A 17427-nucleotide genomic window follows, 5' to 3' on the forward strand; every position below is an offset into this window, starting at 1 on the left:
CATGCCCGTGCGGTGACCTGCGGCGACACGCCGAACGCCATCCGAGGGACGGCCGGGTGGCCGGGCCGGACAGGGCCGGAGGGCCCTTGACCCGGTCCCGGTCCTTGCCTTGCTGGGGAAGGACAGCGGGGACCACGGGTGGTGGCCGGTGACCGAGGGCGTGAGGTGGTGAGCAGGGGCAGGTCAGTGACCGAGAGCGCGGGAGAGGAAGGCGAGGACGGCGGGCATCCGCTCGGCGGTCGGAAACGCGCCGCCGTGGCCGGCGCCGGGCACGATCGTGACCTCGACGGCCGGCGCGCCGGCGGCCCGCAGCGCGTCGGCGAGCTCGAGGGACTGGCGGTGCGGCACGGTGCAGTCGGCGTCGCCGTGCTCGATGAGGAACGGCGGCAGGGGGGCGCGGCCGAGGTAGTTCAGGGGGCTCGCGACCCGGACGAGCTGGGGCACGGCGGCCACCGTGCGGCCGAGGAAACGGGACTCCGGCGAGTCGGGGCGGCCGTGCCCGGCGTCGGACGCGGCGCAGCGCTCGTTCGCGCGGAGCTGGTCGTCCATGGAGCTGAAGTTGACCGGGCCGTAGAAGTCGACGACGGCCTGCACGGCGCTGGAGACGCCGGGGTTGCCCAGCGCCGGGTCGTCGTACATCGTGACCCCCGGCGTCGTCCCCAGCATGACCGCGAGGTACGCCCCGGCCGACGCCCCGCTCGCCGCGATCCGGTCCGGGTCGAGACCGTGGTCGGCGGCGTGCGCGCGCACCCAGCGCACCGCGGCCTTGACGTCCTGGACCGCGGCGGGGAAACGGGCCTCACCGGAGAGCCGGTAGTTCAGGCTGGCGACGGCATAGCCGGCGCGCACCAGAGCGCGAACCACGGGCAGGTCGTCGTGCTTGTCGCCGAGCGCGAACGCGCCGCCGTGGATGGTGATGACCACCGGCAGCCCCGTCCCGGCGCGGGATGCGTCGGCGGCGGACGGTGCGTCGGTGGCGGGTGGTTCCTCGGGCAGGTAGAGATCCAGACGCTGGGCGGGCGAGACCGGCGCGTAGGGCACATCCCGCAGCACCCACATCCCGTCAACCTTGTCGGGCGTCCCCGCCGGGCCGTCCAGCCGGACGGGGCCGCTGGTCGGCGTCGACGTTGCCGGTTGGGTGGTGTCAGACCGGGAGCAGGCAGCGACGGCGAGGCCCAGGACGAGCAGGCCGCCCGTGGCCGCGGCCATGAGGCGGTGCGGGACGTGGTGGATGGCGGCGGTCCTCTCGGGGGCCGGGCGGCGGCTGGCGGTCCCGGCGACTGGCTGGTCGCGTGCCATCATGCCTGCCCGGATATGCGCGATTGCCGCCAGTCCGACCCGGGATGAGAGCTCGAGGTGCCGGCGGGATGTGAGCGACGCCATGCGAGTTCGTGGGACGACTTTTTCGGTACAGTACGGTACTGTTTTCATGGTCGCGCGGAAGTCCCTGGTGGGGCCTGCGACCCGCCCCGGAGTGTCCGCCGGGCGTTGATCCGAAGGAAGGGGGTGGCGAGTTATTTCGCCGCCGGCCGCCGCCGGTCGGGGTCGGCCCCGGGACGAGTCCCGCGAGCAGGCGATCCTGGACGCGGCGCTGGAGCTGCTCATCGAGGTCGGCTACGAGCGGATGAGCATGGTTGCTGTCGCGGCCCGGGCCCGGGCCAGCAAGGCGACGATCTATCGTCGGTGGTCCTGTAAGGACGAGATGGTCGTGGAGGCGCTGCGTCGGCATGGTCCCGCCGATCACGTCCCCGCGGATACCGGCTGCCTGCGAGACGACGTGGCCGCCGAGGTCCGCCTCATGATCGATACCGTTTCGGGTCAGGACGGGGCGCTGCTCGTCGGCGTCCTGCGGGCGGCCAGCGAGTCCCCTCGGCTGGCCGCGGTGATCCAGGCCAACATCCTGCAACGCAAGGTGGAGCTCGGCCGCTGCCTGCTCGAGCGGGCGGCGCAGCGGGGAGAACTGCTCGCGAAGACCGAACCCGAGGTGCTCGTCGAGGTCATCCTCGCCATGATCTTCACCCGTCTGCTCGTCACGGGGGAGCCGCTGGACGAGGCGTTCGCCGGCCACGTCGTCGATGACGTGGTGCTTCCGCTGCTCGCCGGTCGATCGACCCCGCCCGCGATGGGGATCGAACGTCTGAGCTAATATTGTCTCGAACACCCGAGCGAAGGTGGAGTGGTCTGGGCGTGCCGCCCAGCGGACCTGAAAACGAGTGGAGAGATCGACCAGGGGCGGCGAAGATGGCGCCGACCCAGCCCGCGTGTCACACCCGCCCCACCCCGCCGCGTCCCACCCTGTGCGGGTTCCATCACCTGCTGCCGGCCCGATGTGGGCGGCCTGCATCCGCGTCCGCTCGCCGCCGCGTCGCTGTCCCGCGCGCCGGTCGCCCCTGCCCGCGCGGGACTGACGTCCCGCTCGTCAACGCCCGCTCGATGTGAACGCCCCGCTTGATGTGAATGTCTCGCTCGATGTCCCGGCAGCTCGTCTTCCTCGGCAAGGAGCCTCCTGTGACCACAACTGTCGACCGCAAGGCTGGGGATCCCCCGGTGGGCGTGGCCGACGGCGAGCCCGATCCCCGGCGGTGGCTGGCGCTGTGCATCATCGCCGTCGCGCAGCTCATGGTCGTGCTCGACGCCTCGATCGTGAACATCGCGATGCCGCACGCCCAGGCAGACCTGGGCATCTCCACCGCCAACCGGCAGTGGATGGTCACCGCGTACACCCTCGCCTTCGGCGGCCTGCTGCTGCTGGGCGGGCGCATCGCCGACTACCTGGGCCGCAAGCGGGCCTTCGTCTGGGGGCTGATCGGCTTCGCGCTCGCCTCGGCGCTCGGCGGGCTGGCGCCGAACGCCGCCATGCTGTTCGCCGCCCGGGCCCTGCAGGGGGCGTTCGCCGCGCTGCTCGCGCCGGCCGCGTTGTCCCTGATCACCGTCGCGTTCACGGAGAGCCGCGAGCGGGCCAAGGCGTTCGGGGTGTATGGCGCGATCTCCGGCGGCGGTGCGGCGATCGGGCTCATCGTCGGCGGCCTGCTCACCGAGTACACCTCCTGGCGTTGGTGCCTGCTGGTGAACGTGCCGATCGCGCTCGTGGCCGCGTCCTTCGCGGTGCCTGTGGTGCGGGAGAGCCGCGCGCAGGGCGAGGCCCGCTACGACCTTCCCGGCGCGGTGACGGTCACCGCCGGCCTCGTCGCCCTCGTCTACGGCTTCACGGTGGCCGCCGAGGACGGCTGGAGCGACGTCCGCACCCTCGGGCTGCTCATCGGCTCGGTGGCGCTGCTCGCCGCGTTCGTCGTCATCGAGGCGCGCTCCACCGCGCCGCTGCTGCCGCTGCGGGTCGCCTGGGAACGTAACCGCGGCGGGTCGTTCCTGGCCTCGCTGCTGATCGGCGCCGGGCTGTTCGCGATGTTCCTGTTCCTGACCTACTACTTCCAGCAGACCCTGCGTTACAGTGCGTTGAAGACCGGGTTCGCCTTCCTGCCGTTCAGTGCCGGGATCATCTTCTCCGCGGGCACGGCCAGCCAGCTCCTGCCGCGGATCGGTCCGCGGGTGCTCGCCGGCGTCGGGACGGCGATGGCCGCGGTCGGCATGGCGCTGCTCATGTCCATCGGGGTCGACTCCAGCTACGTCGCCCACGTGCTGCCGTCGGAGCTGCTCATCAGCTTCGGCATGGGTTTCTCGTTCGTCCCGCTGTCGAACCTGGCCCTCGTCGGCGTCGCCGCGCACGACGCCGGGGTCGCGAGCGCCCTGGTCAACACCACCCAGCAGATCGGCGGCTCGCTGGGCACCGCCCTGCTCAACACGGTCTACGCGACCGCTGTCGGCAGCTACCTCGACGGCCACGGCCACGGTCCGGCCGCCCTCGCGCAGTCGCAGATCGAGGGATACACCACGGCGTTCCTCTGGGGCGCGATCCTCATCGCGATCGCCGCGGTGGTGATCTTCGTGTTCATCCGCGCCGGGCGGGAGTCCGCGGTGAACGTGGAGGGTGCCCCGGCACACGTCGGCTGATCCCGCCGGTCGCCGGTGCGGGCCCCCGGACGGGCTCGCACCGGTCCGGCGTGACCTCCGAGTGGCCTGCTCGCGCTGAGGCCGGTCTCCTCTCGTTCAGAGGTCGGCCTCCTCACTCAGCATCGCCTGTGAGCTGAGCCGGAAGCCGACGGTCCCGTCGACGATCTTGCGGATGACGGTCGCCTTCGGGTCCTTTCCGCCGACCCCGTCGACTCCGAGGGCGCCGGCCAGCGCCCGCAACTGCGGCACCGACACCCGGCCGAGGGCGGCCAGGCGCTCGGCGGCCTCCTCCCGACTCGCCGCGCCGAGCAGCGCCGCCCGCAGAGCCTCGACGTCCACCGAGGCCGGAGGCGCCGCCCCCGTCTTCGGGCCCGTCTCCGTCTTCGAGCCCGCCTCCGGGCGAGTCGTCCGCCGCCGCGTCGCCGGTGTTGCTTTCGACGCCGGCGTCTGCCTCGCCGGCGTCTGCTGCGTTGGCGTCGCCCGTGTCGGCGTCGATCTCGCCGGGCGACCGGGCGCGGCCGTGACGGTCAGCCGCGCCCGCCCGGCCAGCAGTTCGCCGATCTGCTGCTCGTCGAGTCCGGCCACCAGGTCGGCGAGTTGGCGCAGGAGCAGTGTGCTCAGTCGGGCGGCTTCGGGGGCGTGGGGGGTTTCGGGGGTTTCGGGGGCGTTGCGGGCGTCGGTCATGGCTGAGGCGTCCTGATCCGCTTGAGGAACTCCTCGACGAGGCGGTGCAGCTCCCAGGCGAGAGCGGGGGTGACCTGGTCGGAGAGGATGACGGGAAGCTGGGTGCGCGCCGCGCCGGCGAAGTGGTGATTGCTCTCGCGGACCATCGCCTCGAAGACCGGCAGCCCGAGCTGCCGGGTCTGCGCGATGTAGGGGCGCAGGGCCGCGATCGGCTTGCCCGAGTAGTACTGCACCATCGTGAAGACGACCCCGAGGATGATCGGCTCCAGCTTCTTCACCGCCGGATGCAGATCCGACTGCAGGTCGACGATCCGGTTGAACTCCCAGATGAACCGGCGCAGCCGGGACTGCAGGTGCTCGATGCCCAGGGTCGACAGCTCGTCCGGGCGGGCGGGGATCAGCAACTGGTCGCTGGCCGCGACCGCCGCGCGGGTGATGACGCCGAAGTTCGGCGGGCAGTCCAGCAGGACCAGGTCGTAGGTGGTCGGGGGGAGGGTCGCCAGCCCGGCGGCGAGCCGCAGGTAGACGTCGAAGTAGTGGCGGGTCGAACGGTGCACCTCCGCGCCGCCGAGGCGCGCGGCGAGGTTCATCTCGACGTCGCCGAGGGAGAGATGGGAGGCGATCAGATCGAGCGCCCCGCTGCCCTGCGCGATCCGGGAGTTCACCACCGCCGGCGACGTGATCAGCGGGGCGAGCGGCGGCACCGGGCCGTCCATCCGCCACGCCTCGAACCACTGCTTGATCGTCCGGTTGTCGGCGAGCCCAGCCCGCCACTGTTCGGGTCGGTAGAACGAGAAGGTCAGGCTGGCCTGCGGATCCAGGTCGAGGAGCAGGACCCGCTTCCCCCAGGCGGCGATCTGTGCGCCGATGTTCGCGGTCAGCGTGGTCTTCCCGACGCCGCCCTTGTAGTTCACGACCGAGATCACCCGCACGGCGATCCGCTCCCGTGCTCCGTCGTTGACCGGGCCATCCGTCTCCCCCGTCGCTGCGGTGCCACCCGTTCCCGCGCCCTGCGTGACCCGTGCCGGCGGGGATGCCGGACAGCACATCACGAGATGCTCGGGCGGCCTGAGCGTGGATCCGTGCCGGGTGGCCGCGATGCGTACACCTTGACCGGTAGTGGTGCGTTCCACCCCGTATTGGGGGCACGGTGGGTGATGTTGGCGCTACCACCGTCGCGGAAGTCGCAGGTCTCCAGCGTCGTCCTGCCCGCTTTCCAGTACCGGACGGTCACGTTCGGGTGGTTCGTCGCGGGAGCAATCGAGCGGCGGTTTATCGTCTCGGCGACCATGTGCCGTTACTGTCACCACCTCGGGGGACGATGCCATACATGAGTAGCTCCAGCGGGGCCGGACCCGGCACGGAACTCGGCCGACGGCGTGCGCGGGGGCGCACGCCGCTCACCGCCCGGGTGCCCGGGTCGGCCGTGGCCCGTGCGGCCCAGCCGGGCCCGGACGCCGCCGGCGACACCGGCGGGCTCCCCGGCGCCGTCCGGCCGGGTCCGCGGGACGCCCGCAGGCGCCGGCGTCCGGGTCTGCCGGCGTGGGGCCGGCCGTGGGTGCCGCGGGTCGCGGCGCTGCTCACCCTGACCGTCGGGCTGGGCGACGTGGTGTCCGCGCTGACCCCCGAATGGCGGAGCCGACTGGCGGATCTGCGGGTTCTGCTGCCGGCGGCGGCCTCCCGGCAGGCGGCGGCCTTCACCGTCGTCGTCGGCATGCTGCTCGTCCTGCTCGCCGCCGGGCTGCGTCGGCGCAAGCGGCGGGCGTGGCGAGCCGTCGTCGTCCTGCTCGGGCTGGGCGTCCTGCTGCACGTCGCCAAGGGGCTCGACTACGACGAGGCGGCGGCGTCGGCCGCCCTGCTCGGCGCGCTCGTGCTGGTGCGCGGGGAGTTTCGAGCCAAAGGCGACCCGACGACCCGCTGGCGGGCACTCGGCGCCGGCCTGCTGCTCACTGTCGTCTCGATCGCGATCGGCTTCCTGCTGCTGCACCTGCGCGAGCACCGCATCGCCGGCCCGCACGCCTGGTCGGCCCAGCTCGAACAGATCGTGCTGGGGCTCGTCGGCGTCCCCGGCCCGTTGCACTTCACCTCCGACCGGTTCGCCGACCTTGCCGACCGGGTCTTGCTCACCCTGGGCGTGGTGACCATCGGGACCACCGGCTACCTGGCGCTGCGTCCACCCCGGCCGCAGCCGCGGCTGACCGAGGAGGACCGGGCGCGGGTGCGGACGCTGCTCGGCCGGCACGGCGACGCCGACTCGCTCGGCTACTTCGTGCTGCGTTCCGACAAGTCGGTGATCTGGTCGCCGTCCGGCAAGGCGTGCGTGGCCTACCGGGTGGTCTCCGGCGTGATGCTCGCCAGCGGCGATCCGCTCGGGGACCGGGAGGCGTGGCCGGGGGCGATCCGCGAGTTCCTGCGCGAGGCCGCCGATCATGCCTGGACTCCGGCGGTGATCGGCTGCTCGGAGGCCGGCGGCACGGCGTGGACCCGCGCCGGACTGAGCGCGCTGGAGTTCGGCGACGAGGCTGTGGTCGACGCGGCCACCTTCACCCTGGACGGCCGGGCGATGCGCAACGTCCGGCAGGCCGTCGCGCGGGTGGAACGCGCCGGGTACACGGCCGTCGCCCGCCGGGTCCGCGATCTTGCCCCGCCCGACGTCGCGCGGCTGAAGGCGCAGGCGGCGGCGTGGCGCGGCAGCGAGACCGAACGCGGCTTCTCGATGGCACTCGGCCGGCTGGGCGATGCCGAGGACGGTGACTGCGTCGTCGTCCTCGCCTACGAGAACACGGCGCAGGACAGCGGCGCCGCGGCTTCGCCCGACGGGTCGGCGTCGTCCGGCGGGGGGCTCCCGTCCGACGCCGAGTCGCGGCTGCGTGCGCTGCTGCACTTCGTGCCGTGGGGGCGCGACGGGCTGTCCCTCGACGCCATGCAGCGCGACCGTTCGGCCGACAACGGTCTGAACGAGTTCCTCATCGTCAGCACCCTGCGCCAGGCGCCGCAGCTCGGCGTGACGCGGGTGTCGTTGAACTTCGCGTTCTTCCGTTCCGCCCTCGAACGCGGCGAGCGCCTGGGCGCGGGGCCGGTGGTCCGCTCCTGGCGCGGCATGCTGCTGTTCCTGTCGCGCTGGTTCCAGATCGACAGCCTCTACCGGTTCAACGCCAAGTTCCAGCCCACCTGGCAGCCCCGCTTCGTCTGCTATCCGGCGACGGCCGAACTGCCGCGGATCGCCCTGGCGATGCTCGAGGCCGAGGCGTTCCTCGTCTGGCCCCGCTGGCGCGATCATCTTCCTCGCCCCGGCGCGCTGCTCGCCGCCGCCCGCCGCCCCCGCCGTGAGTGCCACCTGCCTGAGGAGGACCGGACGCAGGCGCCGGGCGCGCCCTGACCGCAGCTGGCGAGCAGACTCGGACGGCGGTCGAACCCGGACGGCGGTCGACGATTCGTCGCCCCACGGCACTCCGCCCGGGCATCCGGGTCGCCACGGCGGCCTGACCTCGGACGCGGCCGGCGGACTGGACTGGCGCGCGGGCGTCGTCGGCGCGGACCGGCCAGGCGGACGGCGCGGTCTGTCGCCCGTCGTCTGCCGCGGGCGAGGTGTGGCGGTGGGCACATCCACGCGGCCGCAACACGTGGCGGGGAATGCCGTGGCAGGTCACGATGTCATGAAGGTGACAGTGATCCTCGTGGGGCGGGGGTGTTCCGTGATGCTGCCGGGTGGATGCCATGGCGCTCAGCACCTGAGAGTCGCTGCGCTGCGCAGCACCGCCCTGCCACCGCGACCGGCATCGCCACCGCGACCGGCATCGCGCCATGGGTCGGCTGCCCGCCGGACTGCGGCGAGGGCGACGTCGTGGCTGCATTCGGAGCTGCGGCGCTTCCCGGTGACGACCGTCCTGCTCGCAGTGCTCCTCGCGGCGCGCGTGCTACGCGGGGTTGACCCGGATCGCGCCACCCGCTGGCAGTGGGCGACGAGCACGACGCTGCACCAGATGCTGCACCACCCCCTCGGAGTCCTCGCCGGCAGCATCCCCTGGGTGACCGACGGGCCGGTGGCGCCGTGGCTGGCGTTCGCCGCCCTGGCCGTCGGCGGCTTGGAGGCCACGGTCGGGAGCGTGGCGGCGCTCGCGGTCGCGTTCGGCGGTCATACCGCGGCGACGCTGATCTCCGAGGGGATCCTGGGGCTTCGGGTCGTGACCGGCGACCTGCCGTCCAGCGCGCTGCACGTGCTCGACGTCGGCCCGAGCTACGCCGCCGGTGCCGCCCTGGCCGCCCTGGTCGCGCTGCCCACTCCCCGCCGGCTGCGCACCGTCGCCGGCGTTACCCTCGTCGCCATCGCCCCGGCGATGATGTACGGAGTGACCGACGGCGAGCTTGACGGGATCGGCCATACCGCAGCCCTCGCCCTCGGCGCGCTCGCCGCCACCATCCCCGCCCTGCGCCGCCGCGCCGCCCGCCCGGCCCCGTCCCTCGCCGCTCGTTCATCCCGGTTCGCCCGAAGCGTCGCCCTCCGGCGGCCGGCGCCTCGGGCACGCTCGGCAGACGCGGTCGGGCTGGTAGTGCCGGTTGTGGTGTCGTCGGCGGCTTCCGCGTCCGCCGATTCCCCGGCCCGCATGCCGCCGCCCGTCGCGTCGTCGCCCGCGGCGCCTTCGTCTGCGACGCCCGTGCCACCGTCACCGTCACGACCGAGCTTGTTGCGCTGGGCGCAGAAGGCGCGGCGTACAACGCCGGCCGCTCTGACCGGCACTGCCGAGACAGCCCTGGGCCGGCACCAGATCTGGTGGTCCAGCCCGCGCGGCCTGCACCACTAGCTGACGTGTCCGTAGTCCGGGCCGCCGCGTCGGCAGCGCCGGTCTCGATCGGACCGTGCCGCCGGAGTGACGCGGCACCTGGTTGCACGGCGAATTGCTGGAGGCCGATGCCGATCGTGGGGCGACAAACCGGCATCAAGCTCCTGCAATTCCTGGCCGCCTGCCGGCCACGGTGGCGGAGCGGGAGGTGCCGACGCGGGCGGGGCTGGCGTCGGCGCGGGGGAGTGGCAGGCGACCAGAGCGCGGATGATCGCATTGCAGGAGGAGCTGGACTGGCAGGTCTACCGGCTCTACGACCTGCTGGCCGACGAGTTGACCGCGCCGGCCGAGGTCGTGCCGGAACTGAAGCTGGGGGAGCGGGCGTTCGAGATCGTCCTGGCGCGGCGGATCGCGGCGGGGGAGGCGGAGTCGGAATGGTTCGTCCGGCACAGGTCGACGCCGATCACCGAGCTGCCCGAGCACTGGCCGGCGGAGTACCGGGCGGTGGTCGAGAAGCGGATCGCCGTCATCGAGTCGAATCGGAGCCTGGCGCTCATCGAACGGCCGGAGTGCAAGCGGCGCTGGTCCACCGAGGGCTGAGACATCCTGCAGGAACGGGCGATCCAGGGCTGGCTGCTCGATCGGTGTGAACGCCGCTAGCTGTGGTTCCACCAGATCGACGGGATGGAGCAGCCGCGCCTGCTCACCACCGCCCAGTTGGCCGACGAGCTGCTGCGGGACGTCGTCGCCGTCGCCGTCGCCGAGCTCTATCGCCCGACCCAGGACCTGACCCGGACCATCGCCGAACTGGTCGCCTCCGAGCACGTCCCCTATCTCGCCGCGCTGCGATACGCCGATACCGGGCTGGTGACGCGCGCGGTGTGGGAGAACGTCTGGGCATTGCAGCGGATCGAGGATCCGTATCTCGCCCGGGTCGAGGAGCTGCGGGAGGAGAAGAAGTCCGCGGAGGCGATCGCACGGGACGCCGGTGCCGACGCGGCGGCGAAGGCGGCCGCGGAGGCCACGCTGATCCGGCTGAAGCACGAGCTGCCCGGGGCCGAGGAGGTGCACCGGCCCTACCGCGAGGCGATTCCGCTGCCGCCGAAGTATGCCCCGGCGGACTTCCGCCGACCCAGCTTCTGGCGCCAGCGGGGCAAGCTCGACGTGCCGAAGGAGCGGTTCATCTCCTACCCGGAGGCCTCCCGCGACGGCGATCCCCACCTGCTGCTCGGCTGGGCCGGCTGGGACCATCGCGAGCAGGCCCAGGCGCTGGCGATGCTGATCACCGAGCGGGAGCAGACCGACGGCTGGGGGGCGCAGTGGCTCACGCCGCTGCTCGCGGGCCTGCGCGAACTCCTGCCGTGGGTGTACCAGTGGCACGGCGAGTTCGACCCTGACTTACGACGGCAGCCCCGTCGAGGTGTACGACTCCACTCCTCGCCGACTACACCAACCGCTTCCAGCTCACCGACGACGCCCTCACCACCCGGCGCCCCACCACGGCGGCCCGAGGACGCCGCAAGAAGGCGCCCTCGGCCACCTGAAACCCGTTACCGCAGCTCCTGGCCGCCGCACTGCCGGGCTGCGGTCGCCGCCCGGCGACGTGCGGCCGCCCTCCGCGGAAATCTGAGGCCGCCGCCCGCCACTTGCCTGCTCAGGTCCCGAGGAAAAAGTGCGATATGCGTGGCGTGAGCTGCGCGAGAGTGACCATAATGTCACGGTGAGCGCTGATGGCCCGTGATCTCCCCACGGGCAGTTCTGACCTGCCCGAGTCCGCAGGCTCCCCGGTCGAACGTTCCCCCTCGTCCGCGGTCGAGGCGAAGCTTCGGCTGCTGGACCGCCGTGCCGCAGACGACGATCCCAGCGGGAGCGGCGATCTCACCGGGAACGGCAAGGCCGAGCGGGACGGCCGCGTCGCCGGAGCCGATCGTGCCGCCGGAGCCGACCGCGTTACCGGCCACGACCAGGGAGCCGGCCACGACCAGGGAGCCGGTCGCGAACCGGGCGCCGTCCGGCCAGAACGAACGTCGGTGGAGGCGAAGCTCGATGCGCTCGAACGGCGGGCATTTGGACGAGACCAGACCACGTCGCCCCCCGAACGCGGCGCCGCCGAGGCCACCGCCGTGGCGCCGACGGCCATGGACCGCACACTCGCGCTCCTCGACCGCGCGGCGGAACGGACAGACCTCGGCTCGGCGCAGCGACGGGTGCAGACCTGGGGCGAGCCGACCGCTCCGGTTCGCGACACAGTACCGGAGAAGACCCACTCCGTTCCGGGGGCGGACACGTCCGAGACGCCGCTGGCCGACGGGCGAGAAGGGGAATCCGCACAGGAGGCGGAAACAGACGAGACCTCGGCGGACGCCCCTCCGAATCCTGAACCTTCCGATAATCATGCACCGGAAGAAAGAGCCCAGGAGAAGGCCGCGCCGGCCGACTACGATTCGGGCCCGTCGGACAGCCCCGAACCTCTTGACGCGAGACTGGCCGCAGTCTACGAGACGAGCGTGCCGACTCCGGCCGGCCGCGCCTTCTTCGAGAAGGGCGATTCAATCATCGTGTCGTCGCTCAGGGCGAGGCCAGAATCCGGCTACTACACCGTCGACCTTCACGGTAGTCCGTCGTCCTTCCACGTCGGCGATCAGACGCTGGACGCGCGCGATCTCAGCCGGCTGATCCGCGCGGATGACCGATGGGCCAGCCAGCCGGTCCGGCTGCTCTCGTGCGAGACGGGTCAGGGGGAGGATCCTGTGGCGAGAGAGGTTGCGCGAGAGCTTGACGTCGACGTGCTCGCTCCGACTGAGCTGGCCTGGGTCGATCGGAGAACCGGCGAAGTATATACGACCTCCGGTGACGTGGACCCAGATGGACTCGTGTATCCATCGGTACCCTATGATGGATCTTGGATTAGATTTAGCCCCGGTGAGGAAGAGCAATGACATCGAATTTTCCAGCGCCGAAGATCGCTGGGGTTTACGGCACGGTCGACGGTCGTCCCGACTTCGGTGATCGTGAAACGCTTCCCGTTGGGGAGGAAAGAATCGCGGTTCTCGGCTATTTGAATTCCGGAGAGTTTCTGCTGCGAACCACCGGCCGCACCGAGGATGTTGTAGATCCTTCGCGTGGAAAGGTGGTTCCGATTAGTTTCCGGACGGATGGGAACTGGATCTGGACGGACTCGATCGCCTACTATCTCGAAGCGTACGGCTTGGCGCCCCAGCCCGAATTTCTGGCGCACATCCGCGATCGTGAATACCGTTACGTGCGGCCGGTGGAGGAACAGATTGGCCTCGCGGGCGACGTCCTCCAGGAAAGGATCAACGGCCGGCAGTTGCGGTGACATGCCGAGCCGTCCGAGGAGCGGGTCGCTGCCGCGTCTCGGGCGCTCGGGGAAGACTGACCGCGGATCGGCCGTCGGGTGTTCCGGGCACGTGCCTGGCCGGGTGCGGTGGGCGCCGTACGCGACGTGCTGCTTGGCGCCGACCCACCGGTGAAGACGACATCGCGCGCCGCCGAGCGCCTCGCGCGGCTACGCGAGGAGTACCTGGACCGCGCACATCTCGGTGGCACGGTCATCCAGCGGAAGCGGACCGGCGATGTGCACTGGTGGACCTGGGCCGGCAGTCGCGCCAACGCGACGCTCATCGCTACCCTGGGTGATCTTGTCGACCCTCGTGGTCGGGCGGCGGACGACCGGATTCGGCTGCGCTCCGACCTGACCGCAGCATCGTGGCGTGCGGCCACGGGGGACCTCGCCGAACGGCTCTGCCTGCCCGAGGTGGACAGGGAGGCCCTGGCCGGCCTGAAGTTCAACGCGGCTCTGCCCCCGCGCCTCGCCGAAGCCACGCTCGCCGCCCGCCTCGCCGACCTCGATGGCGCCGCCGCCGTCCTGAGCGAACCCGTCCGCTTCGTCGTTCACTGATGGCGGGATGGCAGTGTTGTGGAGATGGCCATTCCTACGCTGACGACGGCGCGGCTGATCCTGCGGCCGATCGAGAACGGTGACGTCGACGGGTTCACCCGGATCTGGTCCGACCCCGAGTTCGCCCGCCATGTCGGCGGGCCGGTCACGTCGCCGGATGCCGTGTGGCACCAGATGGCGGGGTGCATCGGGTGTTGGCTGCTCACCGGGGTCGGACCCTGGTCCGTGGTGGAGCGGGAGAGCGGGACGCTCGTCGGGCGGGCGGGATTATGGGACGAACCGGGCTGGCCGGGCGTGGAGGCGCTCTGGTACATCGGTCGGCCCTGGTGGGGACGTGGCTATGCGGCGGAGGCGGCCGCCGCGGCGATCACCTGGGTGCTCCGGGTGCGGCCCGAACTCGACCGAGTGTGTGCGGCCATCGTCCCGGCGAACATCCGATCGGTCCGGGTCGCGCAGCGCCTCGGGATGCACCGGACGGGCGCCGAGTATCTCCACGAGGAGACGCACGCCATCTATGCCGTCAGCCGCGCCGACTGGTCCCGTCGATCCGGCGCCGGCTCGTGACCCGATCTGCCGGCACGGCCCCAGCGTTGAGGGGAACCTCGTCAGGAACGGGGTGGGTCGGCGGGGAGGCGATCGGCGAGGGGAGCTGCGGCGTGGTGGACAGCGGTGTGGTGGACAGCGGCGCGGGAAGGGGCGTCGGGGCGACTCCGGCGGCGGCTGTGAACATCGCGCTGTGGGTGGCCGGTCGACGGCCGAGGGCGGGGGACACCCGGGTGCTCGCCGTCGACGGTCGTTCCGGCGCGGGTAAGACGACGCTCGCACAGGCCGTCGCAGCACGCCTCGACGCGCCCGTGTTGCGGATGGACGACCTGTACGACGGGTGGGACGGACTCGCCGCCGGTATCGACCAGTTCGTCGCGCGGGTCCTGCGGCCGTTGGCTCGCGGGGAGCGGGCGTCCTGGCGTCGCTACGACTGGCACCAGGGATGCTATGGCCCCGACCAGATCCTGGACCCGTCGACCGCGATCCTCGTCGTTGAGGGTGTCGGCGCCGGTGCGCGGGCCGCGGCGCCCCTGCTCGGCGGGCTGGTCTGTGTCGCGGCGCCGGTGCAGGTGCGGCGGCGGCGCGCGCTTGCCCGGGACGGGGACATCTTCGCCCCGCACTGGGAACGCTGGGCCCGCCACGAGGACCGGTACTTCGCCGACGAGGACGTCGCCGGCCGGGCCGATATCCTCGTCAACGGCGCGCCCGCAGGAGATGGTTCGGCAGTGGACGGGACGACCGACGCCTGATCAGCTGTCAGGTGGCCGCGCACTTCACAGCCAGGGATGGCATCGCCGTACAGTCAGGCGGTGACAGTGCCGGAGAGTGCCGCGGTCAACGGTCCCGCCTCCCCGCCGCCCCCGCTGGCGGGGGTCTCGTCTGCGGGGAGATCCCCGACCGACCCGGTCTCCCGCCTCGCCGCCGACGCGGCGGCGCCGGGAGCCGCCAGGAGCCTGACGGCGGCCGCACCGTACACGCCCGGTGAGGTGGTCGTGCACCGGTCGTTCACCACGAAGCGGCTGGTGTTCGTCCGTACCGGCCATGTCGTCGGCCATGACGAGCGCGGCCTGCGGCTGTGGATTCCGCACGGCTGCCCGATGGCCGTCGAGCTCAGCGCGGACGGCCGCGGGCTGCGGGACATGCCCTTTGCCGAGTGGGTCCGCCAGCCGACGGTGATGACGACGACCGTCTGGCGCGGGCCGAACATCTTCATGCTGGTCCCGCCGCAGGGAGCCAACTCGGTGTGGTGGTTCTGGGACTGGCAGGGCCGGTTCGTCCGCTGGTACATCAACCTGGAGGAGCCCGCCGTCGCCTGGCGCCACGACGGCCTCGTCGGTGTCGACACCACCGATCATGACCTCGACCTGTGGGTCACGCCGGAGCGGACCTGGGAGTGGAAGGACGAGCACGAGCTGGAGGAACGCCTCGCCTTCCCCGAGCACTACTGGGTGCCCGATCCGGACGCGGTGCGGGCCGAGGGGGAGCGGCTGCTGCGGCTGGTGGAGGCCGGCGCGTTCCCCTTCGACGGCACCTGGACCGACTTCCGCCCGGAACCATCCTGGCAGACCCCCGACGCGCTGCCCACCGGCTGGGACCGTCCCCGCGTCTGATCCCGGGGCCTGATCCCGGGGCCTGATCCCGGGGCCTGATCCCGGGGCCTGATCCCGGGGCCTGGGCGGACGAACCCGGCGCGGTTCACGGGGCCGTGGGGGATTCGGAGTAGGCCCAGCCGGACCAGCGGGTCACGGCCACGACGATGGCCGGACCGGTCGGTGGGACCTGCCGGTACTGGCGGTAGCGCGCGGTCAGGGCCGCAGCGGCCGCGGCGTGCCGTGGATCCCCGGCCTCGACGATGCGGGCCAGCCCGTCGGCCCGGGCCCACCACAGCCGCGCCCACTCGTCGTCATAGTGGTCGACCAGCAGGCTGACCAGCGGGTTGGCGCGGATGTCGCGCAGGCGTCGCAGCTCGGTGCGGGTGCTTTTCGGTTTGTGGTCGACGATGGTCACGATCGTCGCGGGTGGGTCCGCACCGCCGCGAGCGTCGCCGCGGTCGCCGCCGGCGCCCCCCGTTTCGACGGCGAAGGTCACGGGCACCACGAGCGGCTGACCGTCCGCGCCGGCGGTGGCCAGCCGGGCCACCCGGGCCGCCGCGAACCGCTTCCGGGCCTCGAGCCCACTGAGCCGCATCCCTTCACTATCCCCGCAGCCTCCCCAAGTCCGCCTGCCCCAAGTCCGCCTGCCCGAGGTCAGCGCCCGTCGCAGGCCGGCAGCCTTGCGGGCTGCGGCCTGCTTGCGGGCGGGACCTCGCTCGGACTGGACAATCTGTCGAACACATGTTCCCATAAGGCATGCGTTGGGACAACCTCCGGCTCGCCGCCACCGAGCAGCCCGTCGCGGCCGGCGCGAGTGCGCCGTCGCTGCTCGCCCGGGGCGCCGTCACCCGTACGTTCAACACCCCTGGGTTCGCCGGTCTGACCTTCTACGAGATCCACGCCCGGTCCGTGCTCAACCGGGTTCCGCCGGCGTCGCGAATGGCGTTCCGCTGGACGGTGAACCCCTACCGTGGCTGTTCCCACGCCTGCCGGTACTGCTTCGCCCGGGGCACCCATGCCTACCTCGATCTCGACACCGGGCGCGACTTCGACACCCAGATCGTCGTCAAGGTCAACGTCGCCGAGCGGCTGCGCTCGGAGCTCGCCGCGCCCCGCTGGCGCGGCGAACACGTGGCGATGGGCACGAACGTCGATCCCTACCAGCGGGCCGAAGGTCGTTACCGGCTCATGCCGGGGGTCCTCGCCGCCCTGCGCGACGCCCGCAACCCCTTCTCGGTGCTCACGAAGGGCTCGCTCATCGTGCGCGATCTCGATCTGCTTGCCGCTGCCGCGGAGGTGACGCAGGTCGGCGTCGCGCTGTCCGTCGGCTTCGTCGACGACGAGCTGTGGCGGCTCGTCGAGCCCGGGACCCCACATCCCCGGCGGCGGCTGGAGGCGTGCGCGGCGCTGGGCGAGCGCGGGGTCCCCACCGGGGTTCTCATGGCGCCGATCCTGCCGTATCTCACCGACTCCCCTGCGGCGCTCGCCCGGGCGGTGGAGCAGATCGCACAGGCCGGCGCGTCGTCGGTCACGCCGCTGGTGCTGCACCTGCGGCCCGGCGCCCGGGAGTGGTACCTGGCCTGGCTTGCCGAGCACCATCCCGCGCTGGTCGGCCCGTACCGCCGGCTCTACGGGTCCGGGGCATACGCGCCGCGCGTCTATCGGGATCGGATTGCGGCGCAGGTGCGGGAGCTCGCCGAACGGGCCCGCATCGGAGCCGCGGTGCCGCGTCCGGGTGGGCGCTTCGCGGCGTCCGCGCCGCAGCCCGACGGAGCGGCCGAGCGGGCAGTGCCGGCCGACCCCGCCGGGCCGGGCCGCCGCGACGAGCAGCTCGCCCTGCCCGGGTTCGGGGGATGATCATGCGTGGCCTGGCTGCCCTCGCGGCCGCGGTACG

Annotated in this window: 15 protein-coding genes and 1 pseudogene; 12 read left to right on the forward strand and 4 right to left on the reverse strand. The window is 72.3% G+C overall.

Features of this window, described 5'->3' with window-relative positions; genetic code table 11:
- Positions 1-183 precede the first annotated feature (183 nt).
- Positions 184-1299 carry an alpha/beta hydrolase gene (locus FF36_RS17315; RefSeq protein ID WP_242422581.1) on the reverse strand — a complete coding sequence of 372 codons (1116 nt, stop codon included), beginning with the start codon at positions 1297-1299 and terminating at the stop codon, positions 184-186.
- A gap of 277 nt (positions 1300-1576) precedes the next feature.
- Here FF36_RS17315 and FF36_RS17320 point away from each other — a divergent pair, with 277 nt between their 5' ends.
- Entirely contained in the window at positions 1577-2146 is a 570-nt protein-coding gene (locus FF36_RS17320) for a TetR/AcrR family transcriptional regulator (protein WP_255354287.1), read from the forward strand.
- A 362-nt stretch (positions 2147-2508) separates the two neighbouring features.
- On the forward strand, positions 2509-4008 hold the full coding sequence (locus FF36_RS17325) for an MFS transporter (RefSeq protein WP_044886175.1): 1500 nt from the start codon (positions 2509-2511) through the stop codon (positions 4006-4008).
- 96 nt (positions 4009-4104) lie between these two features.
- Here the strand turns inward: FF36_RS17325 and FF36_RS17330 are convergent, their stop codons facing one another.
- Together FF36_RS17330 and FF36_RS17335 are read right to left on the reverse strand one after the other, a co-directional pair.
- Positions 4105-4692 (reverse strand): hypothetical protein, encoded by a 588-nt coding sequence (locus FF36_RS17330; protein WP_044886133.1) that lies wholly within the window; start codon positions 4690-4692, stop codon positions 4105-4107.
- A complete protein-coding gene (locus FF36_RS17335) occupies positions 4689-5624 on the reverse strand; it encodes a ParA family protein (RefSeq protein ID WP_044886134.1) in 936 nt (311 codons plus the stop codon). Before FF36_RS17335 ends, FF36_RS17330 begins: the two co-directional genes overlap by 4 nt.
- Before the next feature lie 389 nt (positions 5625-6013).
- Between FF36_RS17335 and FF36_RS17340 the strand changes: the two genes are divergently transcribed.
- From FF36_RS17340 to FF36_RS17390, 9 genes and pseudogenes are all read left to right on the forward strand, one after another.
- Positions 6014-8071 (forward strand): phosphatidylglycerol lysyltransferase domain-containing protein, encoded by a 2058-nt coding sequence (locus tag FF36_RS17340; protein ID WP_370657134.1) that lies wholly within the window; start codon positions 6014-6016, stop codon positions 8069-8071.
- A gap of 319 nt (positions 8072-8390) precedes the next feature.
- Positions 8391-9494, forward strand: coding sequence for a rhomboid-like protein (locus FF36_RS31595; RefSeq protein WP_339325612.1), 1104 nt, complete (start codon positions 8391-8393; stop codon positions 9492-9494).
- A 246-nt stretch (positions 9495-9740) separates the two neighbouring features.
- Positions 9741-11165, forward strand: a pseudogene (pglX, locus tag FF36_RS36000) (BREX-2 system adenine-specific DNA-methyltransferase PglX).
- Between the two features lie 38 nt (positions 11166-11203).
- The gene (locus FF36_RS34945; RefSeq protein WP_128423327.1) at positions 11204-12412 is read left to right on the forward strand and encodes a hypothetical protein; all 1209 of its coding nucleotides are present in this window, start codon (positions 11204-11206) and stop codon (positions 12410-12412) included.
- Complete coding sequence (locus tag FF36_RS17370; RefSeq protein WP_044886139.1) at positions 12409-12813, forward strand: hypothetical protein; 405 nt, start codon at positions 12409-12411, stop codon at positions 12811-12813. Before FF36_RS34945 ends, FF36_RS17370 begins: the two co-directional genes overlap by 4 nt.
- Before the next feature lie 78 nt (positions 12814-12891).
- On the forward strand, positions 12892-13395 hold the full coding sequence (locus tag FF36_RS17375) for a hypothetical protein (RefSeq protein WP_044886140.1): 504 nt from the start codon (positions 12892-12894) through the stop codon (positions 13393-13395).
- Positions 13396-13419: 24 nt separating this feature from the next.
- Positions 13420-13959 carry a GNAT family N-acetyltransferase gene (locus tag FF36_RS17380; RefSeq protein WP_044886178.1) on the forward strand — a complete coding sequence of 180 codons (540 nt, stop codon included), beginning with the start codon at positions 13420-13422 and terminating at the stop codon, positions 13957-13959.
- Between the two features lie 92 nt (positions 13960-14051).
- A complete protein-coding gene (locus FF36_RS17385) occupies positions 14052-14690 on the forward strand; it encodes a nucleoside/nucleotide kinase family protein (protein WP_236705841.1) in 639 nt (212 codons plus the stop codon).
- A gap of 60 nt (positions 14691-14750) precedes the next feature.
- Positions 14751-15551: a ribonuclease FAU-1 family protein gene (locus FF36_RS17390; protein ID WP_236705842.1), complete on the forward strand. Its 801-nt coding sequence runs from the start codon at positions 14751-14753 to the stop codon at positions 15549-15551.
- Positions 15552-15636: 85 nt separating this feature from the next.
- Here FF36_RS17390 and FF36_RS17395 read toward each other — a convergent pair whose 3' ends face one another.
- Positions 15637-16128: a TIGR03668 family PPOX class F420-dependent oxidoreductase gene (locus FF36_RS17395; protein ID WP_044886141.1), complete on the reverse strand. Its 492-nt coding sequence runs from the start codon at positions 16126-16128 to the stop codon at positions 15637-15639.
- Between the two features lie 161 nt (positions 16129-16289).
- On the opposite strand from FF36_RS17395, the gene FF36_RS17400 reads away from it, so the two are divergent.
- Positions 16290-17390, forward strand: a complete 1101-nt coding sequence (locus tag FF36_RS17400) for an Rv2578c family radical SAM protein (protein WP_044886142.1) — start codon at positions 16290-16292, stop codon at positions 17388-17390.
- Positions 17391-17427 lie beyond the last annotated feature (37 nt).

The sequence above is a fragment of the Frankia torreyi genome, assembly GCF_000948395.1.
GTDB classification, from domain to species: domain Bacteria; phylum Actinomycetota; class Actinomycetes; order Frankiales; family Frankiaceae; genus Frankia; species Frankia torreyi.

Bases quoted from the DNA above. Each gene is read 5' to 3' on its own strand.
- FF36_RS17370 (WP_044886139.1), top strand. From the start codon at position 12,409: ATGACATCGAATTTTCCAGCGCCGAAGATCGCTGGGGTTTACGGCACG.
- FF36_RS17340 (WP_370657134.1), top strand. From the start codon at position 6,014: ATGCCATACATGAGTAGCTCCAGCGGGGCCGGACCCGGCACGGAACTC.
- FF36_RS17380 (WP_044886178.1), top strand. From the start codon at position 13,420: ATGGCCATTCCTACGCTGACGACGGCGCGGCTGATCCTGCGGCCGATC.
- FF36_RS34945 (WP_128423327.1), top strand. From the start codon at position 11,204: ATGGCCCGTGATCTCCCCACGGGCAGTTCTGACCTGCCCGAGTCCGCA.
- FF36_RS17330 (WP_044886133.1), bottom strand. From the start codon at position 4,692: ATGACCGACGCCCGCAACGCCCCCGAAACCCCCGAAACCCCCCACGCC.
- FF36_RS17395 (WP_044886141.1), bottom strand. From the start codon at position 16,128: ATGCGGCTCAGTGGGCTCGAGGCCCGGAAGCGGTTCGCGGCGGCCCGG.
- FF36_RS17315 (WP_242422581.1), bottom strand. From the start codon at position 1,299: ATGGCACGCGACCAGCCAGTCGCCGGGACCGCCAGCCGCCGCCCGGCC.
- FF36_RS17400 (WP_044886142.1), top strand. From the start codon at position 16,290: ATGCGTTGGGACAACCTCCGGCTCGCCGCCACCGAGCAGCCCGTCGCG.
- FF36_RS31595 (WP_339325612.1), top strand. From the start codon at position 8,391: ATGCTGCCGGGTGGATGCCATGGCGCTCAGCACCTGAGAGTCGCTGCG.